This is a genomic window from Sorangium sp. So ce385 (genome assembly GCF_051474135.1).
GTDB classification, from domain to species: Bacteria; Myxococcota_A; Polyangia; order Polyangiales; family Polyangiaceae; genus Sorangium; species Sorangium cellulosum_D.
On record NZ_CP150337.1, the window covers coordinates 12466068 to 12489661 of the forward strand.

Genomic DNA, 23594 nt, shown 5'->3' on the forward strand with positions numbered 1-23594 from the left:
CTACTTCGACCCGAGGCCGAAGTCGTTCGCGGTGACGTAGAGCATCAACCCGATCAGCATGAACACGCCGACCAGATGGATGTGCGCCTCGATGCGGGCGTTCGGCCGGCGCCGCGTGGCGGCCTCGTAGAACAGGAACATCAGGCGGCCGCCGTCCAGGGCCGGGAACGGGATCAGGTTGAACGCGCCGAGGTAGGCCGAGAGCAGGCCGAGGAACTCGAGCCCCTCGGCCCACCCGCGCTTGGCCGCGTGCGCCGTCTCCTCGATCATCCGCTTCGGGCCCCCGAGCTCGCCCTCGACCTTGCCGGTCAGGTACTGGCCGAGCCCGACGACCAGGCTCTGCACGACCTTCGGCGGCTTCGTCACGGCGAGCACCGCGGCCTCCTTCGCGGTCACCGGCGCCGACTGGATCGGCCCGATGGCCATCACGCCGATCTTGCCCGCGCCGTTCTCGTTCACCGGGGTGACCTGGGCCTGGACGCGCTCGCCGGCGCGCTCCACCACGATGTCGAGCGGCCGGCCGGGGCTGCGGGAGATGATCTCCGCCATCTTCTCCCAGTCCTTGACCGGGGCTCCGTCGATCTCGACGATGCGGTCGCCATCCTTGAGGTTGGCCGCCGCGGCCGGCATCCCGGCGACCACGCCGATGTCCGTCAGGCGGTAGGGCTTGCCCCCCGTCATCAGGCTCGCGAAGAAGAGCACCGACGCGAACAGGTAGTTGGCGAGCGGACCGGCGAAGATCGCGGCGATCCGGCCCATCAGGCTCGCGTTCGCGTAGCTGCCCTTGTCCTCGGGGTCGACCTCCTCGAGCGGGTTCATCCCCGCGATCTGCACGTACGCGAGGAAGGGGATCATCGCGACCTGGAACACGGTGGGGCCGTGCTTCACCGGGTCGTGACGCCAGAGCCGCACGCGGACCTTGTCCGCCGCGGTCGTGAACCAGAAGTACCCGTCCTTCGGGACCACCTTGAAGAAGGTGGGGCCGAAGCCGATCGAGAACTTCAGGACGCGCATGCCGTAGGCGCGCGCGGCGAGGTAGTGCCCTCCCTCGTGGACGACCATCAGCAGGGCGAGCCCGAGGATGCCTACGAAATACCAGCCGACCATCTGCGGCTAGTCTAACCAGGGTGGGGCGCGTCCGCACGCGCCCGATGTCCGCCCCGTACGCCTGCCCCGGCACAATCCCGCCGCCCACGGCGGAGTCCGGGCGCTCTCCCCCCAGCCCCCGCGGCAGCAGGGCAGCGCTCCGGGCGGTCCAGCCCGCCGGAGCCGCGGCGCGGCGCGGCTCAGCCGGTGAAGAACGACGCGCCGATGCTGAAGAACGGATAGCCGATCCGCATGGTCAGCGAGATGTCGTCGTTGAAGTGGTACCGGCCGCCGACCATGGTGACGAAGTCGAACCACACCCTGTCGTAGAACCCGTCGGTGCGGAGGACGGCGCCGAGATCGGCGAAGGCGCTCCACTTGTCGTTGAAGAAGAAGTTCCACTGCATGGTGACCGGACTCCAGATGGTGAAGTCGCGGCGGCAGTACGTGCAGTTGGTGAAATCCAGGCCGAACGAGATGCCGACAGTGTTGTTGAGCCTGGGGATGAACGCCGGATCGGCGAGCTCGATCGTGGCCCGGAAGCCGAGGCCGAACTCGGGGTCGCCGAAGTCGTCGTAGTACCTGTACCCGGCCCGCCGCAGGCCGTAGTCGCGGTGCAGGAAGACGAAGTTCGCGTGCGGCTCGAGCTCGGCCACGTAGTCGGGGTGATCGTTCGGATTCTTGATGTTCGCCTGCGCTTCGGGCGCGAGCGTGAGGAGGGTGACCGAAGCGAGAGCGACACTCACGAGCGAGGGGAGCGCTTTCATGGGCTCTTCGTACCAAAGGAACGGCAGCGAAGGAAGCGAACGGCCACGGGGCCGGGTCATGGCGGCCGCCCCGGGATGGCGACCGCCCCGGGATGGCGGCCGCCCCGGGATGGCGGCCGCCCCGGGATGGCGGCCGCCCCGGGATGGCGATGTCGCACCACGCGCGGCGCGCGGCGCGCTGCGCCCGGAGCGGAGCGCGCCGCGGCGCCGGGCGCGAGCCGTCGCCGTGATGTGAGCCCGCGCCGCGACGCGAGCGCGCGCCGCGACGTGAGCCCGCGCCGCGACGCGAGCCCGCGCCGCGACGCGAGCCCGCGCCGCGACGTGAGCTCGTCTGGCTGAGGCGCGCGCTTCGGGGTAAACAGAGCCAGCGCCGCATGAGCCCGCGTGCCGCGGCGGGGCGGCCTTCCCGGGAGCGTCGAGATGAGAGGACCGACAAGCGTCATCCAGCTGGCCCGTGGCTGCGCCCGCATCGGCGGCGCGCTCGTCGCGGCCGCCGCGCTCGCCTGCAGCGCCACGATCCAGGTCGCCGGGCCGCCGCCCGAGGAGCCGGCGCAGCCGACGGCGCCGCAGAAGAAGCCCCCCGCGCCGGCCGAGCCCTCCGCGCCCGCGGAGCCGCCCTCGCCCGCGGCCGTCGAGCCGTTCGTGACGACGCGCGACTCCGACGAGTGGGTGAGCCAGACCTTGAAGCTGCAGCGGCGGTACGAGCGCGTGCTCGTCGTGGGCGCGCCGGCGCCCGCCACGATCCGCGTCGCCGCGCTCGATCTGAACGCGCCGGGCGCCGCGGCCGAGCCGCAGGATCTGCCGGTCACGCGCGCGTTCGCGACGCTCCAGGACGCCGCGGACGCGGCCCGCGGCGGCGATCTCGTCGCGGTGCTCCCCGGCGCGTACGCGGGGTTCTCCCTGGGCGAGAAGCCGAGCGCCACGCAGGAGCGGTACATCCATTTCAAGGCCATGGGGCGCCCGGGCGAGGTCGTGATCCACCGGGGGGCCGCCGCCGACCCGAACTGGATGATCTACCTGAAGGGGGCGCACCACGTGGTGATCGAGGGGTTCCGCCTCGCCGGCAGCAGCGGGCCCGGCAGGCAGAGCGCGGGCACGCCGAAGGCGGGGATCATGGTCGACGGCGCGTTCGGCGAGACCGGCAGGCTGGCGCACCACATCGCGATCGTCGGCAACTTCTCTCATCACCATCGGACGTGGGGGTTTCACTCCACCGACAGCCACACCGTCCTCCTGCAGGACAACCTGTTCGCCTTCTCTGCGGCCGAGCACGGCGCCTACGTGTCCGACGGCTCGGACAACTACGTGGTTCGTCGCAACGTGTTCTTCGGCAACAGCGCGAGCGGGTTCCAGGCGAACCTCGATCCGGAGGCCTCGCTCGACGCGGTGCTGGAGCACCCGTCGTTCCGGGGCTATCCGCGCAGGGAGCCGACCCGCGCCTGGGCCGCGGGGCTGATGAAGCTCGCGACGGACCGGTTCGGCGAGCACGGGTTCCCGGACGGCCGCGGCGTGAACTTCATCATCGAGCGGAACGTCATCAACGGCAACGGGCGCATCGGCGGCGGGGCGATCAACCTCGCGGGGGTGTCGGACTCGGTCATCCAGAACAACCTCATTTACGGCAACCTCGGCAGCGGGATCGCGCAGTGGGACAACGGGAACCCGTTCGACCAGGCCTATGTGGAGCCGGGCCCGCGCTCTCCGGAGCAGGTGAGCGGCCCCGACGCGCTGCCGCTCTGGGGCTGCCGCAACAACCTGATCCGCAACAACACCGTGGTCATGAGCAGCCGGGGCCGGCCCGCGCTCCAGTGCGGCAACGGGAGCTGGGGTTGCCGGCTGCGGAACAACATCCTCGTCAGCGACGACTCGCCCTCGATCGAGGTGCTGAGCACGAGCATCTACCGGTTCGACGCGGGCCACAACGTGGTGACCCAGGTGAGCTACGGCGGGATGCCCGACGGGCTGAAGCGCCTGGCGGCGGCGCTGCCGGAGACGCGCGCAATCACGGGCATCACGCGCGCGCGGCTCGCGGCGGAGGTGGTGCGCGCGGGCGAGGAGCCGTGGGTGGTCGTGGAGGGGAGCTGGTGGAAGCTCAACCCGAGCCGGCCGGATTTCAGGCCGAAGCGGTCGTCGAAGATGCTGCTCGGGCAGGGCGACGCGCGCGAGGTGCCGGCGCTGGATCTGCTCGGAGAGAAGCGTGGGGGCGCGGAGCTCGGGGCGCTGTCGCCGGGGCCGGGATGAGGGGGCGCCGGGGGCCGGGATGAGGGACGGCGCCGGGCTAAGGGCTGAGGGGACGGCGCCGGGCTGAGGGAGCGCGGGGGTATGGCCGTCCGAGAGCGCCGCCGGCGACCGAGAGCACCGGCGCGGCGGGGCGGGGTGCCAGCGGGCGCTGCCGGGGAAACGCTCGCGCGGGGGCATTCCCCCGGCAAAAAAGTTCTTGCCGGGGGAATGCAGCAGGCGAACGATCGCGCCGCGCTGGGGGTAATCACGTGGAAGGCCCGCGGCGCGCCCAAGGAGGACGGCGATGCGCGGCAGGACTTCTTCTCTTGTGTTCGTCTTCTGTTTCGTTGCGGGCGGAACGATCGCGGCCTGCTCGGGCGAGACGACGGAGAACCCCGGCGGCGGCGGGGGGAGCGGCGGGAGCGGCAGCGGGGGAACGACGAGCAGCACGACGTCGAGCACGACGGGGGCGAGCAGCAGCAGCAGCAGCTCGACGACGGCCGCGTCCACGACGGCGGCGTCGACCGGAGCGGGCGGCGCCGGGGGCGGCAACGTGTGCGATCAGGCGTGCGACAAGGCCGAGGAATGCATGGTTCCCGTGTGCGACCTCTTCACGTTCGACTGCGCAGAGCCGGCGGCGGAGTGCGGCGCTCAGTGCGTGCGCGACGCGACGTGCGAGCAGCTCCAGTCGCTCACGGGGGATGCCGTGGATCCAGAGCTCGCCGACTGCCTGAGCGAGTGCCAGGGGACGGAAGGAGGCAGCGGCGTGGAGTGCCTGAGCTGCTCAGGGCAAAGCGGCTGTCTGACCGCCTGCGCGCTCAACGCGGACTGCCGGCCTTGGCTCGAGTGCGCACAAGCATGCATGGATAGCGACCCCCAGCCGGAGTGCTTCAGCGACTGCAACGCGGAGCACCCTGACGCGGAAGAGCTGTTCAACGCCGTGTATGCCTGCACCTGCACGGATTGCAGCGAGACGTGTGGCGCTGTCGTAGATCCGTGCAACCAGCCGTGAATGCAGCGCTCTCGGGGCGCGCCGGTGCGGCCTACGTTGCGCGCCTTTCATCACGACACCGAGGCGCTCCCCTTCAGCTCGACGTGATCCCACTTACCTCGACGTGAGCTTCAGAAGAGCGGCGCGGCGGCGCCGTCGCGGCGAGCAGCCGAGCGCGCCGCGATCCCACGCAGCCGCGCGCCGGGCGCGTGTACACTCCGCCTCGTGCCGTCCGCGCCGCGCCGCGATTGCCTCCGGGCTCGCCTGTCTCGCCTCTGTGCTCGCCAGCCTTCGAATTCCTCGCTCCCCCGGCGCTGCCTGTCACGATGCGCGACGCCGGGCTTGCTCGCCGTCCTGGCGGGGATCACGGCGTGCACGGCTCCGAGCGACGGCGGCGGCAGCCCGGCAGCGAAGGCGGACGCCCCCGGCCAGGCCCACGTGGCGCATGCGGCCGCTCCGGCGCCCGCCGCGACTTCCGCGCTCGCGGCCTCCACCGCTGCCGCGCTCGCGGTCGCTCCGACGCCCGCCGCACCCGCGCCTGCCGGCAGCGCGCACGCCGGCGCCGCCATCCCGGGCGGCGCAGCAGCCGAGCCCGCGCCCAGCGCCGCCCCGGTCGAGCCGCCGCCGCCCGGTTCGGCCGGCGTCGCGCTCTCGGTCTTCCCCCCGCAGCCGCTCGGGATCCCGCTCTCGCTCGGGTCCTGCCCCGCCGACATGGTCCTCGTCGGCGGCTCCTGCATCGACCGCTACGAGGCGCACCTGGTCACCGACGCCGGCGGGGAGCTCGTCGTATACCCGCACTTCAAGCGGCCCGAGCCGGGCGTCCGCTACGTCGCGCGCAGCGCGGCCGGCGTCTTCCCGCAGGCGTACATCAGCCGCGTCGAGGCCAAGGCCGCGTGCACCGCCGCCGGCAAGCGCCTGTGCACGCGGCGCGAGTGGCAGCGCGCCTGCCGCGGCAACGGCGTCCACCGCTACCCTTACGGCCCCCGCGGCGAGCGCGGGCGGTGCAACACGGGCAAAGCCCACCTCCTGAGAGAGCTCTTCGGCGAGCACCCGCCGGGCGGGTGGAGCTACGAGCGCCACTTCAACAGCCCAGAGCTCAACCAGAAGCCGGGTTTCCTGGCGAGGAGCGGCGATTACGCCGGCTGCGCCAGCGAGCTCGGCGTCCACGACATGATCGGCAACCTCCATGAGTGGGTCGGTGACATGGTCGATCACGAGCTCGTGATGCGCATGCAGACCGAGGGCGTGGAGCGCCGCGATCAGCCCTGGCACGAGGGCAACGGCGTGTTCATGGGCGGCTTCTTCAGCACGACCAGCGAGCTCGGCCCGGGCTGCTACTTCACCACGATCGCCCACGAGCCGGCCTATCACGACTATTCGACGGGATTCCGCTGCTGCGATGATGCCGAGCTGCCGGCGGCGCCGGAGACGGCGGGCGCGATCAAGCGAGATGGCGGCTGACGGCGCGGCGGGCTGCGACGCGCAGCTCGGGGCACAGGAACCAGCTCCGATCGGCCCCATCGGGCCTAGGCAGGTCCCGGGTGGACTTCGCGCCAAAACAGGGCGCGTCGAGCCGCCTGACTCCCGTTAGGATGCGGCATGTTCCCCGGCCGCCACGCTGTGTCGCGTGCCCTGAGCGCCGCACTCGCGCTGGGGGTCGTGCCTGCGTCGGCGGAGCCGGACGCCTCCGGGCGATCTCCGGCTTCCGCCGCGCCGACTGCGGAAGCCGCCGCGCGCGACGCGCTCCATCGCGCCGAGGAGGCGCGGCGCGCCGGCCGGTTCGCCGATGCCGTCGACGCTTACCGGGACGCTCTGGAGGACCATCGCGGCCCGGCGCTCCCCCTCGCGAAGCGCGCCGAGGTGCTCGGGGAGCTCGGTCTGTGCGAGCTCGCGCTCGGCGCGCACCGGGACGCCGCGGAGCACCTGCACCTGAGCCTCCAGCACCGGAGCCTGCTCTCCGTCGAGCAGCAGAGGCGCTTCGAGGCCGCGCAGAAGCAGGCCGAGCGCGAGGTCGGCACGCTCTTCCTCGCCGTGAGCCCCCGCGACGCCGAGGTGCTCCTCGACGGGAAATCGCTCGGCGCATCGCGCCCGACCCACGTCGTCTTCGTCGAGTCCGGGCCGCACACGATCCGCGCGAGGCTCGCCGGATACGCCGACGCGACGGCGGCGCTTCAGGCCGAGCGCGGCTCCTCGTCGAGCGTGACGCTCACCCTCCCCGCGAGGACGTCATCCCCGGCGCCCTCCCCCGAGGTGAGCGGCGCGCCCGCGCACGCCCCCGTGCCGGCCGGGGCTCCCGGCGCGCCCGCACACACGCTGCGGCGCATCGCCCTCGGGACCGCCGCGGCGGGCGTCGTCCTCGGCGTCGGCTTCTGGGTCGCCGCCGGCGTGCTCGACGGCGTCGTCGACGAGCGCGCCGCGAGCCTCCGCGCGCGCGGCGGGTCCGGCGCGTGCAACGGCACCGCGTTCCCGACGGAGTGCAAGCACCAGGAGTTCCTCATCGCGCGGCGCGACGGCGTTGGCGCGGCGGCCATCGCGGTCCTCGTCGCGAGCGGCGCGCTCGGGGCGCTCGCCGTGTCGTCGTACTGGTGGGCCCCGGACACATCGCCGCGTCCAGCGATCGGCTTCGGGCCCGCGACCGCGGACGCGCCGGACACCTCGCCGCGCGTGGCGATCGGCCTCGGGCCCATCGACGCGGACGCGCCGGGGTTGTCTCCCGGCGTGACGTTCCAGACCGTGTGGTAGGTTGCTCCCGTGACCTGGGGCACACTGCACCGGCCGCTCCCCGGGGAGATGCCTCGGCTGGTCGCAGAGCGTTTCTCGACGCGGATGCGGAGGGGCCGAGGCAAGAATCCGTCGCGCAGCACCCGTGCCTGGTGGTTGACCCGTTGAAGGCGGCTCCGGAAGGATGCGCGATGGACAACCTGCCGCAGGGCAGTTTGCTTGGACAACCCATGTCCCTGCTGAGCGAACAGCCTTCGCGGCCGCAAGGGAGGAATCGTGGCAACAGCGAGAACGAAGAAGAAGTCAGCGCCGGCCAGGCCGAGCGCGCCCGATGAAGCTGCCGAGGCGTTTGCGCAGATCGAGCCCGAGCTCGATCGCATCGAGAAGGTCGTTCCCATCAACGTCGACATCCCGCGCGCGGTCGCCGTCGCGGTGGGGGCCGTTCCGCACCTCAAGGCGCTGCGCGCGCGCTTCGTGGACGAGCTGCCCAGGTTCCCGATCGAGGCGCTGGACAAGCTGATGAGCTACGCGCTCGGCGCCTGGTACGCGCACCTTTTGGCGCTGCCCGCCGGCCCGGGCCAGGAAGGGCTGAAACGGCTCCTCGACGAGGCGTCCGCGCTGCGCGCCGACCTGCTCGTGGCGGCGGAGGCGCTCGCGCACAAGGGCTTCGTGGATGCGGGCCGGGTCGCGGAGATCCGGAGCGGCAACGGCCACCTCGACACGGCCAACGATCTGGTCGCGCTGGCCGCGCTCTTCGGGGAGTCGTGGAGCACGGTGAAGCACAAGACGACGGTGGAGTGGTCCGATGTGGAGCGCGCGTCGAAGCTCGGTCCGGAGCTGCTCGTGGCGCTCGGCGCGCGCAACCAGCCGGGGGTGCCGGCGCCCAAGGCGGCCGATCCGGCGGATCGGCGCGCGCGGGCGTTCACGCTGCTCGTACGGGCGTACGACCAGTGCCGCCGCGGCGTGACGTACCTGCGGTGGATCGAGGGGGACTACGATGCGATCGCGCCGTCGCTGTTCGCGGGGCGCGGCGGAGCGCGGCGCGCGGGGCCGGTGAAGGAGGAGCCAGCAGACGAGGGGGCGGAGGGAGAGACCGCGGGCGACGGCGAGTGGGGTGCGGACGGCGGCGAAGCGCCGGAGGAGTAGCGCGGCGGAAGGGCCGGCGGCGGGAGCGGCGAGGCCCCCACCTCGAGGCCGGAGCAACGGACGCGGCGGGGCGGCGCTGAACGACCGGCCCCGTCGGCCTCGCCACCCTCCGGCTCGGTGTGCCGCGCACACGGCGTCCGCGATGACCGGTCCGACCGGCCCAATCCCGCTGGACTCAGGCTCTTCGAGCGGTCCGACCGCCTCCCCGCTGTCGCGATCGGTGCCGGGAGGGCGGTCCGACCGCCTCCCCGCTGTCGCGATCGATGCCGGGAGGGCGGTCCGACCGCCTCCCCGCTGTCGCGATCGATGCCGGGAGGGCGGTTCGACCGCCTCCCCGCTGTCGCGATCGATGCCGGGAGGGCGGTCCGACCGCCGTTGCCCTAAATAGCCGATCCTGATTCGGGAACGCCAGCAATTCCAATTACTTGAACGTAAAGCTTGCAGGTCGGCCTCTCCGTACGCTCGTGGACGCTGTGAACGAACCCACCACGAGGAGGAGAGGCCGATGGGGAGAATGTTCTTCGGCTTCGTTCCCGTCACAAGCGGGTGCTCCAGCAGCGAGCCCGAAAAGTGCGGGATGGAGCCTACCGAATCCGTTGCCTGATCTTGCTGAGGTTGGACGCCGGAGCGACGCCGGCATCCATCGCGGAGCAACTCCAGGTCGCTCGCTCGACGATCAGCCGGGTCCGCTCGCGCTTTCTCGCCGAAGGGCTTGCGGGCCTGCGCGACCATCGCGCGCACAATGGTCAGCGGAAGGTCTCTGCGGCGCACCGGCGGCGACTGGAGCAATTGCTCGACGCCAGCCCCCGGGACTTCGGCTGGGCCCCGGGTTTCGGGGCAGGCGATCAGCTTTCAGGGCACGCGCGTCATCCCACGGCTCCGAACCGGGCGCCAGCTCAGCGACGTGATAACTTCCCACACATGCCGAAGGTCCCTCAAACCCGTCGAGAGTTGGAGCAGCAACTCGACGAACATGTCGCATTTCTGAAGGATTCCGCAGAAGCCTACGATAGCGGCAAGACACATGAAGCAAAACGACTGGCGGCCAGTATGCGGGTGCTGCTGCATGATACACCAAACTCGCACTCTCTGCTTGGGCAGCTCGGCAAGAAAACGATAGCAATTCTTGATACTGCTGGAGAAATCGACCCAGAAAACCTGCTTCCAGAATCGCTCCTCACGATGCTTTGGTCAGGCGATCTTTCCAATTACCTGCCCAAGCTCGACGAGCTTCATGATCACAGAAGCTTCGTGCCGTTTGAGCAATGGTGGAAAGCAACTGTGATTGACGATCGTTGCGGCAACGTTCTGTCACACAAAGATCTCGTTCTCATTATGGCAAATCAGGATGGCGGAGCGCACGTCGATCCTGGAGTTGATTCGAAGTATCATCGCATTTCGCGACAGTTCGCGATGAAACTCACCGCGCATCACATGGAGACGGGCGCATCCGATTTTGTCAGGCTTGTTGAAAGAGCCAGCGTGCGACAGATCGCGCATGAACTACTGAAAACGCTCGACCCATCTTACGGTTGCAACAACAGACTATCGACATCTTTCGCACATGACTACGTCGAGATCAACTTCACGGTGCCTGCGCCACCGAAGATTATCGAGACGGATCCGTGCCCATGTGGGAGTGGACGTTCCTTCAAAGAGTGTCACGGCACATTGTAAGGTGAATGCGAGCGCTGCCGCGTGACGCGAGGCTGCAAACCTGATCGTCCTGGGGCAGACGATCAGGTTTCGGGGCACAGGCGGCTTCTAGGGCAAAGCCGGTCCGACCGCCTCCCCGCTGTCGCGATCGGGTGGTGTCCTAATTAGGACAAGCGGCACCTCGACCGCTTGACCGTCCGGGAGCATCAAGCTCAGCGGTGGCGGTCCAGGCTCCCAACGCGATGGACCGTCGCCTGCACAAAGCCGTGGTTTGCGGCGGCGAGAGCTACATCCTGGAGTGGTGACGCGCTGGCGCGTCGGTCGCACCGCATGGGCCTGCACCCACGTCGCTACGGCAGCCAGATCCCGGCAGCTCGGTATGGGATGGTGAGCGGCGAGCCTGGTTCGGTCGTCCGCCGCGACCTCCGCACCGTGCGGGCAAAAAAATCGCGACGCGACCTAACATGCTGATATCACATGGCTTCTGCTGGCCTACTGCGGCGATGCAGGTGACAGCGCAGAGGCATCGAGCTACCTGTCGGCATGAACCTGACCGACCTGCTGATCGACTGGCTGAATGGGCTTCCGGAGGAGGTGCGCTTCGCTGTGGAGGGCCGGCTTCGCATGCGCGGGCCCGACTGGCTCTACCGCGACACATCGAACGACGATGACGAGAGTGTCATCAAGGCGCTGCGAGCGGCGGATGATGCACAGGTTCGTGGCGTCGCCGGGGTGATCACCGCGGTCTTGAACGAGCCCACCGCGACCGATGACGCCAAGCGCTGGACGGAGATGAAGAGGCGGTGGGACGAGGTCTGCTCGATGGTCACCTACGACCGCCAGCTCAAGAGGTACGTGTTGCGCGGCGTAGAGTACGAGGTCGAACTTGGAGCTCGTATTCCAGACGGTGGATTTGCTCGGCCAGGCGGCTCGAACTACTGTATCCGACGAGCCGCAGACGGTGTCGAGATCGCGAGGCTTGAAGCGTTCGACTCGGTGAGTGCACCGCAAGTCGGTGTCGTCCCGGTCGTGTACGCGGCCGCCGGCGACTCGTTTGGTCGCGATGACGCAGTGCAGATCTACCACTGCTGGCGAGCCGTACAGAAGAAGCAAGGCACGAGCGTGTAGCAAGCCCTCATCCATCCCCACCGAGACCAAGCCCACCTCATCACGAGGCGCCCCGTCAAGGCGCCCTCCTGCCCGTAGGACGGGCCGTGTCACACGGCGCACCCGTTCCCCTTGACTGTGCATAAAACCCTGCGTTTGACGCTGGATCCGCAGCGGAGGCTAGGACATCTGCTGTCCTAGCTGCGCTGGGGAAGGCGCTGCGCACCCTGGGACCAACGCTTGCAGCCTGGCGGCGTGGTCGGGAGAGGCGCCTCGACAACAAGGCGCGCCCGGAAGAGCTCTCCGTGCCCAACGGCGAGATGCGCCCCATCGGTTACGTCATCCTGCAGCACGCCGCGCGCGACGCGTATCCCGCGAGGGCACACCAGCGATGGGTCCATGAGATGCCGAGGGTCTATCGCCAGGCGCTCCTCCACGAGGAAGGTGAAGCACCCAGCCCGGATCCGCACCACCTCGCGACCCTGCGGTACTACCGCAGCCTCATGCCCATCGCGCAGGAGGCGCGGAAGCCGATGTTCCTGCTCACGCCCGCCGACGGCGCTATCGGCAGCAACGCCGCCGCCGTGCAGGACTGCCGGCGCGACTTCGATGCGCTCGCGCGCCGCATCGCCGCCGCCGTCGGCATCCCCCTGGCCCCGCGTCCGACCTGAGCGCTCCTTGCCCGGAGCGGCTCAGCCCGGCGGCCGCTCTAGAGCGGTTCTGATCCGTCTCTGGTACGAGCGTCGCAGAGCGGCGGTCACCCGCACAGGAGACGGGTCCAGATCGGCGTTTTCGGCGCGCAAGCGCACTCCTGTGCGCTGAGCACCGAAAACGCCGAGATGGGCCCGTATCCGAAGCGGGTGACCGCCGCTCACGCCGCGAACATCCGGTCGAGCACCGCCCTCGGCTCGCCGCCCTGCAGGATCGCCTCCAGCGCCCCGAACACCCCGCCGTCCACCTTCCGCGCCTTCGCGAACGCCACGATGCGCGGGATCAGCGGGATCGCCTCCACGCGCAGCCTCGCCTCCGCGACTGCCTCGTCGAGCGTCCGCCCGCGCGCGAGCGCCTTGCCGAGGATCACCTCGGGGCGGCCCGCGAGCCGGATCGACGCGAGCAGATCGCCGTAGCCGCCGAGCCCCAGCATCGTCCGCTCCTCCGCGCCCGCCGCGGCGGCGATGCGCGCCGCGCTGTCGACCGCCCTCGAGATGAGCGCGGCGAGCAGCCCCGGCCCGGCGCCCGCCTGCTCGGCGAAGCCGACGCCGACCGCCAGGCACCCCACCAGCGCCGACGCCCACTCCAGGCCCTGGAGATCCGGCGTCGTGTAGACGTGGAGCGCGGGCGACTGGAACGCCGCGGTCACCGCCGCGTGCACCTCGGGGAACCGCGAGCCGCACACCATCGCCGAGGGGCGGCCCTCCCGCAGCTCGTCCTCCTGCACCGGGCCGCCCAGCGCGCCCACCCGGCGCGCCGGGGTCTCCTCGCGCACGAGATCCGAGACGGTCTTCAGCGCCTCGCCCTCGAGGCCGCGCACGCCGTGGATCACGAGGTGCGCGCCGTCCATGTGATCGCCGAGCGCGCGCAGCGCCGTCCGGGCCGCGTTCGACGGCACCGCGATCACGAGCAGCCGCGCCCGCGCGACCTCCGCGTGGTCCCGCACGATCCGCGGGCCGTCGTTGATCTGCGGGTGCTCGCGGCGCGAGTACAGGAGCACCTCGGCCCCGGTGCGGCTCGCCGCGAGCGCGAGCGCCACGCCCCAGAAGCCGCCGCCGATGACCCCGACCGCCGGACGCGCGCTCACCGGCCACCTCCGGCGCCGTTCATCGAGCCCGCGGAGCCCGCACGCGCCGCCGCGGCGCCGCCGCGCGCCGAGGCCGCGCCCCGCGGCTGCTGCTGCTCGTCGAATGACGACGGCGCCGACGAGGACGGCGCGAGCGGCGGGAGCGGCGGCTGGACCTGCAGGCCGGAGGGGACGCCGGGCGGCGCGATCACGTCCCACGCGACGCCGTGCGCGGCGAGGCGGTTCTGGTAGTAAAAGAGCAGGTTCGTGTCGCAGATGGCGATGCCCTCCGGCCGCGAGTCGAGCACCGGCGACGAGTGGTACCCGGCGAAGGCGCGCAGCGCGCGCTCGACGATGTCCCCGCCCGAGCCGAGCCGGACGTCCTCGCCCAGCACGACGCACCCCTGCTGCTCGAGCGCGCGCAGCCGATCGCACAGCGCCATGACGTCGGCCGCGAGGTCGTCGCGCGGCACCGTGAGCACGTCGCGCTGGCGGAGCACCGTGAAGAGGTCCGCGGCCGGCGCGTGGGCGCGGAGCCGGGCGAAGCTCGCCGCCGCGACGACGTGCGTCGCCATCACGACCGTGTCGCGCGCGTACGCCCGGCAGATCTCCTCGCCGAGCTCGCGGGCGTACTGGGCGTCGCGCGCCGCGTCGATGTTGGGAACGCCGTCCTGGTCCTTCACGTAGCTCGCCGGGTCGACCTCGCGCCCGCGCGCGTCGAACGAGCGCCCGAGCTCGTCGACCCGGTTGCCGAACGGATCGAGCGGCTCCGAGAAGCGGATGACCACCGCGGCGTTCATCGCGAGGAGCTTGCGGAGGAACGAGGCGATCCGGCCGATCCGGCTCGACTCGTCGTCCTCGATGATGAAGCGGCCCTTGCCGGCCTCGGAGAGGAAATCGGCGATGAGCGTCTCGGCCTCGAGCGTGATGAGGTAGTTGATCGTGGCCGGGACGAAGAAGATGCGGCGCTCGCGGCCGCTCAGCAGCGTCCGCGTGTAGGCCTCGAAGGCGCTGCCGACCAGGCCGAGCTTGAGCCTCCGCTCGATGCCGCCCGAGCGCGACCGCGTGCCCCCGGGGAAGAACAGCGAGTGGTAGCCGCGCTCGAGGAGCACGCTCGAGTACGTCTTCAGCACGTCCTTGTAGAGGTTGTGCCGGATGCGCCGATCCACCCGGTAGGCGCCGAGGTTGTGCATGAAGAACGAGAGGACCGGGTTCGTGAACAGGTTCTTGCCGGCGCCGTAGGTGGCGGGCGGCAAGCCGGCGCGCTCGAGGGCGTAGCCGAACACGATCGAGTCCATGTTCGAGAGGTGCGTCGGGACGTAGACCGCGGTGCCGCGCTGCACGAGCGACCGGAGCTTCGCGAGCGGGCCCTGCACGAGCACCCGGTCGGCGAGCAGCTCGAGGCTGACGAGCTTGCGCGGGTCGCGGACCACGGTCACGAGCTTGCGCGGCGCGAGCAAGGCGCTCACGACCGGCGGCAAGAGCCGCGACGACAACTGGTAGACGCGCCTGTCGAAGTTCCCCGCGATGTCCCAGGCGTACTCCTCGGCGAGCTCGCGGAGACGGCGGCGGCGCTCCGCGTCGTGCATGCGGCCGAGCGAGCGGGCGAGCCGCTGCCACTCGCCGAGCTCGCGGACGTCCTGCGGCTTCCGGGACCCCTCGAGGCGCTTCGCCTCCTGGTACGCCGCCTCGTTCATGGCGAGCAGCGGATCCCTCGTGGCGCCGATGACCCGGTCGACCACGGTGCGCACGATCTCGTCGCGCGCGTCGTTGAACCCGAAGATGGGAGCGCGGGAGTCCATGGCCCTAGTCGTATAGAAAACAGGCGGCGGGCGCGAGCGGAATACGGCCGCGCGCGACGCCGTTGCTCAGCGGTAATTGTCCTTCGCGCGCCGCACGGCGGCGAACACGTCGGGCGGCGTGGGCCCCGGGAAGCGGGCCTGCACGGACGCCTCGCCGCAGCGCAGGAACGGGTTCGTCGCGAGCTCCTCGGCGATGGTGCTCCCGACCGTGGGCTCGCCGCGCTCGCGCGCCGCGCGGGCGGCCGCGAGCTTCTTGCGCACGGCCTCGTTCTCGGGCTCGACCGTCTCGGCGAAGCGGAGGTTGTTCACGGTGTACTCGTGGCCGCAGAAGACGCGCGTGTGCACCGGGAGGGCGGCGAGCTTGGAGAGCGAGGCGTGCATCACCTCGGGTGTGCCCTCGAACATGCGGCCGCAGCCGCCGATGAAGAGCGTGTCCCCGGTGAAGACGGCGTCCTCGACGCAATAGGACACGGCGCCCATCGTGTGGCCGGGGACGTGCAGCGGCCGGAAGGTGAGGCCGGCGACCTCGACCGGCTTGCCCTCCTCGACCCGCTCCGTCTGCGCGGGCACGCGGCCGACGTCGCTCGCGTGCGCGTAGACGGGGAGGTCGCCGTACCGCTGGCGGAGCGCCTCGTTGCCGCCGACGTGATCGTGGTGGTGGTGCGTGTTGATGATGGCGACCAGGCGGAGCTGCTCGCGCTCGAGCGCCGCGACGACCGGATCGGCCTCCGAAGGGTCGATGACGATCGCCTCGCGCCGCCCGTCCGCGGCCGCGAGGTACGCGTAGTTGTCGCTGAGGCAGGGCACGGGGAGGATGCGCATGGGGCGAGAAATATAGTGCGGCGCGCCGGGGGAGCCTGCGAAAAACTCGGGGCAGAAGACGTAATGCGGTGCGCTTGTCGATTTCGATCGACACCGCGCGAGGGATGACGCCGGCGGGCCGCCGCGCGCCGTGACGCGGGCGCGGTCGTGTGGCAGAGGGGCCGTGCATGGCGTCCGCCGAGCCCTCTGTCCGCTACCGCATCGGCGTCGATGAGAACGGCCTCGGCCCGCGGCTCGGTCCGATGGTGGTGACGGCCGTCCTCTCGCGCGTCACCGAGGCCGGGTGGGAGACCGCCGGCCGCGCGCCGCGCGGCGCCCTCGCGCAGCGGCTCGGCGACTCGAAGCAGCTCGTCGCGCACGGGGACGTCTCGCTCGGCGAGGCGTGGGCCCGCGCGCTGGTCGCGCGCGGCTGCGGCCGCGGGGCGGCGGCCGCAGACCCGTCGTCGGTCGACGAGCTGATCCACGCCGTCGCGCTCGAGGACCGCGCCGCGCTGCGCGCGCTCTGCCCGGGCCACGTCGAGGCGCAGTGCTGGTCGACGGAGGGCGAGGGGTTTACCGCGCCCGACAAGCTGCTGCGCGCCATCGGCCGCGACCTCGACAAGCTCGCCGACAAGGGGGTCGAGATCGTCGCCGTGCGCTCGGTGCTGCTCTGCGCGAAGCGGATGAACGACGGGGTGCGCGCCGGGAAGAACCGGTTCGTGCTCGACCTCCACGCGATGGAGCGGCTCATCCTCGAGCTCGGCGGCCTCGCCGGCGCGGAGATCTTCGCGGTGTGCGGCAAGGTCGGCGGCTTCGGCAAGTACGGGACGGCGTTCGGCCCGCTCGCCGGGCGGCTGCACCTCGCGCTCGAGGAGGGCCGCGCCCGCAGCGTCTACCGCTTCCCCGGGCTCGGCGAGATCGCGTTCGTCCGCGACAGCGACGCCTCGGATCTCTGCGTGGCGATGGCGTCGATGGTGGGCAAGTACGTGCGCGAGGCGCTGATGGAGCGGGTCGCGCGCCATTACCAGCGCGCGGTCCCGGGGCTGCACGGGGCGAGCGGCTACCACGATCCGGTGACCACGGCGTTCATCGGGGCGACCCGGCTCGTCCGCCGCGCGCGCGAGATCCCCGACGACTGCTTCGAGCGGCGCGCCGCCGAGGGCGAGGCCCCGCTCGAGGGCGGCAGCCCATAACGTCGAGCCCGGCGCGCGCGGGGCCGCGGCCGCCGGGTGAAACCGCCGGCGGTGCGCGGCGTAGGAGGGGTGGATGCGCTACCCTCGACCGGCCAGGTGGATGATGAATTGGCTCCGCGCTGCTCGTCTCTTCTTCGCGCTCTTGCTCGTCGCGTCCGCCGCCCTGGTCGCGTGCTGGCGCGCGGGCGCTGCGGGGGAGGCGAGCAAGGCTGCCCCGGGGTCCAAGGAGGCTGTGACGATGTCGGATAGAACCTATCGCAAACCGTCGGAGGAGGAGCTGCGGAAGCAGCTCACGCCGCTCGCGTACGAGGTGACCCAGCGCGACGCGACCGAGCCGCCGTTCCGCAACGCCTTCTGGAACAACCACGAGGCGGGCCTCTACGTGGATGTCGTGACCGGCGAGCCGCTCTTTTCCTCGCGCGACAAGTTCGACTCGGGCACCGGCTGGCCGAGCTTCACGCGCCCGGTCGAGCCGAACCGGGTCGTGGAGCGCTCGGACCGGGCCCACGGGATGGTCCGAACGGAGGTGCGCTCGAAGGCCGGCGACTCGCACCTCGGGCACGTCTTCGAGGACGGCCCTGCGCCGCGCGGGCTGCGGTACTGCATCAACTCTGCGTCTCTCCGGTTCATCCCGATCGATCGCCTCGAGGCCGAGGGCTACGGCGCCTACCGGGCCCAGGTCGAGGGCCGGAGCCGCGCGCCGGCGGCGCAGGACGGCGCGAACGCCTGCGCCGTCCCGGCGTCGGGGGAGGCCCCCGGCTGCAAGACCACGCTGGAGACGGCCATCCTGGCGGGCGGCTGCTTCTGGGGGATGGAGGAGCTCCTCCGCAAGATCCCTGGCGTCCTCGAGACGGAGGTCGGTTATACCGGCGGCCGGACGAAGGACCCGACCTATCGTGACGTGAAGACCGGGGAGACCGGGCACGCGGAGTCGGTGCGCATCGTCTTCGATCCAGCGAAGGTGTCCTATGCCGAGCTGCTCGAGAAATGGTTCTTCCGCATGCACGATCCCACGACGCGGGACCGCCAGGGCAACGATGTCGGCACGCAGTACCGCTCGGCCATCTTCGTGACGACGCCCGAGCAGCGCCGCGTGGCCGAGGAGGTGAAGGCGCGCGTGGGCCGGAGCGGCAAGTGGCGCGCGCCGATCGTGACCGAGATCGTGGAGGCCGGGCCGTTCACGCGCGCCGAGGAGTACCACCAGAAGTACCTGGTGAAGTACCCGGACGGGTACACGTGCCATTACATGCGCGACTGACGCGTCGATTCGAGCGCGCTTCTCGGACGGTTGCGACGAGTCGACCGGAGACGCGAAGAGAGAGGGCAGGACGAGCGGTCTTGCCCTCTCTCCGTCTTTGGCGCCTTGGCGCCTCGGGTTTTCAGCGGTTCGCGATGTGGATCGCCGCGCCCATGGCGTGGGCGGCGGCTTCCATCAGCGACTCGCCGAGGGTCGGGTGGGGGTGGATCGTGAGCGAGAGATCCTCGAGGAAGGCCGCCATCTCGAGCGAGAGGGACGCCTCGCTGATCATCGTGCTCGCCTCCGGGCCGACGATGTGGACGCCGAGCACCTGCTTCGTCTTCTTGTCGGCGACGATCTTCACGAACCCCTCGGTCTCGTTCAAGGCCATGGCCTTGCCGAGCGCCGAGAACGGGAACTTGCCGACGCTGACCTCGAGGCCCTTCGCCTTCGCCTCCGCCTCGGTGAGCCCCACCGTCGCGATCTCCGGATCGGTGAAGATCGCGCCCGGGATCGCGACCCAGTCCTTCGCGGCCTTGTGCCCCGCGATGACCTCCGCGACGATCTCGCCTTCCTTCGTCGCCTTGTGCGCGAGCAGGGGCGGGCCGCTGACGTCGCCGATCGCGTAGATCGACGGCACGTTGGTGCGGCACGTCTTGTCGGTCGGGATGAACCCGCGCTGATCGACCGTCACGCCGACCTTCTCGAGGCCGAGCCCCTTCGACGTCGGCCGCATGCCGACGGCGACCAGCACCGTGTCGACGACGATCGTCTGCTCCTTGCCCTCGATCTGGATCTTCACCCCGACCGAGCCGTCCTTCTGCTTCTCGTAGCCGATCGCCTTGGCGTTCTTGTGGATCGTGCCGCCGCGCTTCAGGATCTTGCGCTCGACGATCTTCGTGCAGTCGGGGTCGACGCCCGTGAGCAGGTCGGGCAGCGCCTCGACCACGGTGAGCTGGGAGCCGAAGGCCTGGTAGACCATGCCGAGCTCGAGGCCGATGACGCCGCCGCCGATCACCATCAGCCGCTTCGGGATGTGGCGCAGGCTCACCGCCTCCTTCGCGCCGATGATCGACTGGCCGTCGAACTTGAACGACGGGATCTCGATCGTGGTCGAGCCGGTGGCGATGACGATCGCCTTCTTCGCCTCGATCTGCTCCACCGAGCCGTCCGGCAGGGTCACGTCCACGCGCTTCGGCCCGACGATCGTCGCGGTGCCGGTCATCAGGTCGGCGCCGTTGCCCTTGAGCAGCGACCGGACGCCGCCGGTGAGCTTCTTGACGATGCCTTCCTTCCAGTCCTGCATCGCGTTGGCGTCGAGCTCGACGCCGCTGACCTTGATCCCCATCGAGGCGCCGGCCTGCGACTTCTCGTAGAGGTGGGCGGCGGAGATCAGCGCCTTGGAGGGGATACACCCCCAGTTGAGGCAGACGCCGCCGGGCTGCTCCTTCTCGATGCAGAGCGTCGTCTGCTTGAGCTGAGCCAGCCGGATGGCGCAGGGGTAACCGCCCGGGCCGGCTCCGATCACGATTGCGTCGTAGGTCTTCATCCTTGTCCTTGTTGTGCGCTTCGGAGACTGGGATTAGGGGCGCCGGGGTCCGTCAGACAAGCCCCTCGCCCACCAGCCCTGAGGCCGCGCCCGCAACCGCGAGCCGTGCCCGGGGTGTCCGGGGCTTACACGACCTCGCACCGAGGGGAAATCCCTCCCGTGGTCAGCGTCCGCCGCCGTGCGCGGGCGCTTTCGGGGAGCGCAGGAGCTCCGCGCGCTGGTCGCGCAGGTGCCAGGGCAGCTCGGCGTAGACGTCGTCGAACAGGGTCTCGCGGGCGGGCGGGTCCATCCCCTCGACCTCCGTGACGGCGGCGGCGATCTCGGCGTTGAGCTCCGCCTCGAGGGCGGCCTCCGCGGCGTCGTCGAGGAGGCCTCGGGCGGCGAGGTGGCGCCCGAGGCGCAGCAACGGGTCGCGCGCCGTCCAGCGATCGACCTCCTCCTGCGACCGGTACCGGCTCGGGTCGTCGCTCGAGGAGTGCGCGCCGACCCGGTAGGTGAGCGCCTCGATGAAGCTGGGGCCCCCCCCGGCCCGGGCCCGCGCGACCGCCTCGGAGACGGCGCGGTAGACCGCGATGACGTCGTTGCCGTCGACCCGCACCGACGGGACGCCGTAAGCCCGGCCCTTGACGGCGATCGTCCTGGAGGCCGTCTGCCGGTCGGTCGGCACGCTGATCGCCCAGTGGTTGTTCTGGCAGATCATCACGCAGGGCGCCTTGAAGACCCCCGCGAAGTTCATCGCGCTGTGGAAGTCGGGCTCGCTCGTCGCGCCGTCGCCCAGGAAGCCCACCACCACCGTGCGTTCGCGCCGCAGCCTCGCGGCCCACGCGGCGCCGACCGCCTGGGGGATCTGCGGGCCGATGCAGCTCGACCAGGACACCTGGTTCACCTGCCGGCCGCTCATGTGCGACGGCATCTGGCGCCCCTTGAGGAGATCGCCCGAGTTGCCGAACACCTGGGCCACGTAGGTGCGGAGCGGGAAGCCGCGCACCAGCATCATCACGCTCTCGCGCAGCGCGGGGAAGATCCAGTCCGTGGGCTCGAGCGCGAGCGCGGCGGCGATCGGCGTCGCCTCCTGGCCGGTGCACGCGCCGTAGAAGCCGACCCGCCCCTGCCGCTGGAGCAGGAGCATGCGCGCGTCGAGCAGCCGGAGGCGCTTGATCTCGCGGTACGCGCGCAGGAGCAGCGCGTCGGCCAGGCCGGGATCGGTCGCGGGATCCAGCGTCCCGTCGTCGCGGAGGACGCTGAGCAAGCCCTCGTCGTCCCCCTCCCCCGCGCGGGGCGGCGGCGCGTGAGGTGGAGGGGCGCCTTCGGCCCTGATCGAGGCGCCGGGCGGCGTGGCTTCCAGCTCGCTCATGACCGGACCATACCGCGAAATGGCGGCGATCGCGGCCCCTTCGGCGCGCCGGCCCGGCACCGCCCGCCCCGGTCGCCCGCCGGAGCGAACCGGCCCACACGCCGCGCGCCGCGCTCAGCCGAGGAGGACGCGGAACATCCGCTTGCTGTCGGAGAGGTAGTAATAGGCGGCGCGATCCGCGTCGCCCATGAGATCGAGGATGGCGCGCTCCATCTGGTCCGGGCTCAGCGTGTTGGACACCTCCCAGGTGCCGGGCGTGACCTCGTCGCCCTGCCACGGTCCGGCGCAGAGCGCGACGAGGCGCGCGCGGCTCTCCTCGTCGGCGATCGAGAACGTGAGGATGTAGTCGTGGTTGACGAAGCCGCTATACAGCTTGTTGTCCCGCGGCATCTGGTCTCTCCCTGTCCTGGCCGCGCCGCGCGGCGGCGCCTCGCGCGCCGGTGGTCGGATCGGCGCCCCCGCGCCGGCGCCCGCGCGGGTGACGTGCGCCCCGCGCCCTCACCGCGGGCCGGGCGGCAGCGGCGCGGCCGCGTCCTCGTCGTCCTCGTCGTCCTCGGGGCGGCGCGCGCCGAGCGTGAAGACGTGCAGCGCGACGAGGCTCGCGCCGAGGAACACCTCCGACTTGCTCACGAGCTCGGCGCGGCGATGGGCGCGCTCGAGCTCCATGCCGCGCTCCCCCTCGCCGCGCCGCGCGCCCTCGCGGTGGAGCGCCGCGATGCGCGGCGTGAGCGCGAGGCCGGCGTACGCGGCGCACCCGGCCATCGCCATGGCGACGACCCGGCGCACGCGGGCCGCGCGGCTCGCGCCCCGGCGCCCCGCCGCCCAGGTGCGCGCCACCTCCGCGCCGAGGAGGATCACGGCGGCGCCGAGCGCGAGCTGATCGAAGCGGGCGAAGGCCGCGCTCATCGCGTCGCCGGAGAAGGGGGCCGGGGTGAGCCGAAAGACGAACGGCGCGGCGCAGGCGCCCAGCGTCACGACGCCGCCGGCCCACGCGCCCGCCGCGAGCGCGGCCACGCTCGCGGCCACGCGATCGATCAGGGAGCGGCGCGACGCGGCGCGCTCTTCGGGGCTCGGGGCGAGGTCGGCCTCGCTGAACTGGGCGTCATCGTTCATGCATCCACCTCGGAACCGTCGGAGCCGATGGCGGCGAGCGCCTCCTCGACGGCCCCCTGATCGGCCTTCCGGTCGTCGCCGCGCATCGCCTCGATCGCCGGCCGGGCGGCCGCGAGGCGCGCGCGGCCGGCGGCCGCGACGGCGAGCGTGCGCCGGTGGCGGTCCCACGCGCCGAGCTCGCTCAGGATCTCGCGGACCGCGCGCTCGTGGCGCATCCGCGCGAGCGCGACGCGCGCGTGCCAGCGCAGCGGATCCCGGCCGAGGCCGAGCCGGCGCCCGAAGGCGCGCCGCTCGAGCGCGCCCCGCGAGGCGGCGAGGCGGAGCTCGCCGCAGAGCTCGATCGCGGCGGCCTCGTCCTCGTGGTCGACGTCGCGGAGCTTCCCCTCCACGACCTCGACGAGCACCGCGTGGCCCGCCGGATCGCCGAAGCGCGCGGTGACGACCGCCGCCGTGGCCCGGACGAGCGGCGACGCGTGGCCGAGCAGCGCGCGCGCCCGCGCCATGCACGGCGGGGGGAGCTCGCCGTTCTGCTCGCCCAGCTCCTCGAACATCCGCAGGGCGATGTGGCAGACGAGCGGGTCGCCGTCGTGGGTGGCCTCCATGACGGCCTCGAGCGCGTCGGCCGGCTGGGCGCAGACGCGGGGGAAGGCGATGACCGCCTGGAAGCGGACCTCGGGCCGCTCGTCCGAGAGCGCGCGCCGGAGCCGGCCCGTGGCGCGCACGTCGCCGATCTCGCCGAGCGCCGTGATCGCCATCTGCCGGACGTTGGGGTCCTCGTCCTCGACGGCGAGGAGCAGCGCGGGCAGCGCCTCGACGGCCTTCGTGTCGGCGAGGGCGATCGCCGCCGCCGCGCGCACGGCCGCGTGCGCGTCGGAGCGCAGCGCGCCCTCGATCGCGCGCAGGACCCGCTCCCGCTCCGTCGCGGCATACGGGACGAGATCGGTCACCGCCTCCACGCGCACGGCGGGCTTCTGCGAGCCGACGTCGCGCAGCGCAGCCTCGAGCGTCCTCTTCGCGGGGGCCGGTCCGAACACGCGGCCAACGCTAGCACGGTCGCCGCGCGGCGCCGGATCG

Annotated in this window: 20 protein-coding genes; 10 read left to right on the forward strand and 10 right to left on the reverse strand. The window is 71.6% G+C overall.

The window, feature by feature from the left end:
* Both WME83_RS45685 and WME83_RS45690 read right to left on the reverse strand, forming a co-directional pair.
* On the reverse strand, positions 1 to 1107 hold the full coding sequence (locus WME83_RS45685; RefSeq protein WP_061624635.1) for a M50 family metallopeptidase: 1107 nt from the start codon (positions 1105 to 1107) through the stop codon (positions 1 to 3).
* A 179-nt stretch (positions 1108 to 1286) separates the two neighbouring features.
* Positions 1287 to 1853, reverse strand: a complete 567-nt coding sequence (locus tag WME83_RS45690) for a hypothetical protein (protein ID WP_437315986.1) — start codon at positions 1851 to 1853, stop codon at positions 1287 to 1289.
* A gap of 420 nt (positions 1854 to 2273) precedes the next feature.
* Between WME83_RS45690 and WME83_RS45695 the strand changes: the two genes are divergently transcribed.
* The 8 genes from WME83_RS45695 to WME83_RS45730 all read left to right on the forward strand — a co-directional run bounded on the left by WME83_RS45695 (position 2274) and on the right by WME83_RS45730 (position 12365).
* Positions 2274 to 4094: a right-handed parallel beta-helix repeat-containing protein gene (locus WME83_RS45695; RefSeq protein WP_437315987.1), complete on the forward strand. Its 1821-nt coding sequence runs from the start codon at positions 2274 to 2276 to the stop codon at positions 4092 to 4094.
* Positions 4095 to 4377: 283 nt separating this feature from the next.
* Complete coding sequence (locus WME83_RS45700; protein WP_437315988.1) at positions 4378 to 5085, forward strand: hypothetical protein; 708 nt, start codon at positions 4378 to 4380, stop codon at positions 5083 to 5085.
* A gap of 321 nt (positions 5086 to 5406) precedes the next feature.
* On the forward strand, positions 5407 to 6525 hold the full coding sequence (locus WME83_RS45705) for an SUMF1/EgtB/PvdO family nonheme iron enzyme (RefSeq protein ID WP_437315989.1): 1119 nt from the start codon (positions 5407 to 5409) through the stop codon (positions 6523 to 6525).
* Positions 6526 to 6663: 138 nt separating this feature from the next.
* Positions 6664 to 7806: a PEGA domain-containing protein gene (locus tag WME83_RS45710; RefSeq protein ID WP_437315990.1), complete on the forward strand. Its 1143-nt coding sequence runs from the start codon at positions 6664 to 6666 to the stop codon at positions 7804 to 7806.
* A gap of 255 nt (positions 7807 to 8061) precedes the next feature.
* Positions 8062 to 8931 carry a hypothetical protein gene (locus WME83_RS45715; RefSeq protein ID WP_437315991.1) on the forward strand — a complete coding sequence of 290 codons (870 nt, stop codon included), beginning with the start codon at positions 8062 to 8064 and terminating at the stop codon, positions 8929 to 8931.
* Between the two features lie 570 nt (positions 8932 to 9501).
* The gene (locus WME83_RS45720) at positions 9502 to 10608 is read left to right on the forward strand and encodes a helix-turn-helix domain-containing protein (protein WP_437322116.1); all 1107 of its coding nucleotides are present in this window, start codon (positions 9502 to 9504) and stop codon (positions 10606 to 10608) included.
* Between the two features lie 522 nt (positions 10609 to 11130).
* A complete protein-coding gene (locus WME83_RS45725) occupies positions 11131 to 11715 on the forward strand; it encodes a hypothetical protein (protein WP_437315992.1) in 585 nt (194 codons plus the stop codon).
* 284 nt (positions 11716 to 11999) lie between these two features.
* The gene (locus WME83_RS45730) at positions 12000 to 12365 is read left to right on the forward strand and encodes a hypothetical protein (protein ID WP_437315993.1); all 366 of its coding nucleotides are present in this window, start codon (positions 12000 to 12002) and stop codon (positions 12363 to 12365) included.
* Between the two features lie 200 nt (positions 12366 to 12565).
* Here WME83_RS45730 and WME83_RS45735 read toward each other — a convergent pair whose 3' ends face one another.
* The 3 genes from WME83_RS45735 to gloB all read right to left on the reverse strand — a co-directional run bounded on the left by WME83_RS45735 (position 12566) and on the right by gloB (position 16095).
* Positions 12566 to 13492, reverse strand: a complete 927-nt coding sequence (locus tag WME83_RS45735; RefSeq protein WP_437315994.1) for an NAD(P)-binding domain-containing protein — start codon at positions 13490 to 13492, stop codon at positions 12566 to 12568.
* Positions 13489 to 15273, reverse strand: a complete 1785-nt coding sequence (locus WME83_RS45740) for a 1-acyl-sn-glycerol-3-phosphate acyltransferase (protein WP_437315995.1) — start codon at positions 15271 to 15273, stop codon at positions 13489 to 13491. The genes WME83_RS45735 and WME83_RS45740 overlap by 4 nt, the downstream gene beginning before the upstream one ends.
* A gap of 66 nt (positions 15274 to 15339) precedes the next feature.
* Positions 15340 to 16095, reverse strand: coding sequence for a hydroxyacylglutathione hydrolase (gene gloB / locus WME83_RS45745; protein WP_437315996.1), 756 nt, complete (start codon positions 16093 to 16095; stop codon positions 15340 to 15342).
* Between the two features lie 167 nt (positions 16096 to 16262).
* Between gloB and WME83_RS45750 the strand changes: the two genes are divergently transcribed.
* Positions 16263 to 17267 (forward strand): hypothetical protein, encoded by a 1005-nt coding sequence (locus tag WME83_RS45750; RefSeq protein ID WP_437315997.1) that lies wholly within the window; start codon positions 16263 to 16265, stop codon positions 17265 to 17267.
* Between the two features lie 73 nt (positions 17268 to 17340).
* Positions 17341 to 18525: a bifunctional methionine sulfoxide reductase B/A protein gene (locus WME83_RS45755; RefSeq protein WP_437315998.1), complete on the forward strand. Its 1185-nt coding sequence runs from the start codon at positions 17341 to 17343 to the stop codon at positions 18523 to 18525.
* A gap of 121 nt (positions 18526 to 18646) precedes the next feature.
* Here the strand turns inward: WME83_RS45755 and lpdA are convergent, their stop codons facing one another.
* From lpdA to WME83_RS45780, 5 genes are all read right to left on the reverse strand, one after another.
* Positions 18647 to 20053 (reverse strand): dihydrolipoyl dehydrogenase, encoded by a 1407-nt coding sequence (lpdA, locus tag WME83_RS45760; protein ID WP_437315999.1) that lies wholly within the window; start codon positions 20051 to 20053, stop codon positions 18647 to 18649.
* 163 nt (positions 20054 to 20216) lie between these two features.
* The gene (locus WME83_RS45765) at positions 20217 to 21407 is read right to left on the reverse strand and encodes a thiamine pyrophosphate-dependent dehydrogenase E1 component subunit alpha (protein WP_437316000.1); all 1191 of its coding nucleotides are present in this window, start codon (positions 21405 to 21407) and stop codon (positions 20217 to 20219) included.
* Between the two features lie 114 nt (positions 21408 to 21521).
* Entirely contained in the window at positions 21522 to 21797 is a 276-nt protein-coding gene (locus WME83_RS45770) for a hypothetical protein (protein WP_020741038.1), read from the reverse strand.
* Positions 21798 to 21905: 108 nt separating this feature from the next.
* Complete coding sequence (locus WME83_RS45775) at positions 21906 to 22520, reverse strand: DUF4149 domain-containing protein (protein ID WP_437316001.1); 615 nt, start codon at positions 22518 to 22520, stop codon at positions 21906 to 21908.
* On the reverse strand, positions 22517 to 23554 hold the full coding sequence (locus WME83_RS45780; protein ID WP_437316002.1) for a HEAT repeat domain-containing protein: 1038 nt from the start codon (positions 23552 to 23554) through the stop codon (positions 22517 to 22519). Before WME83_RS45780 ends, WME83_RS45775 begins: the two co-directional genes overlap by 4 nt.
* Positions 23555 to 23594 lie beyond the last annotated feature (40 nt).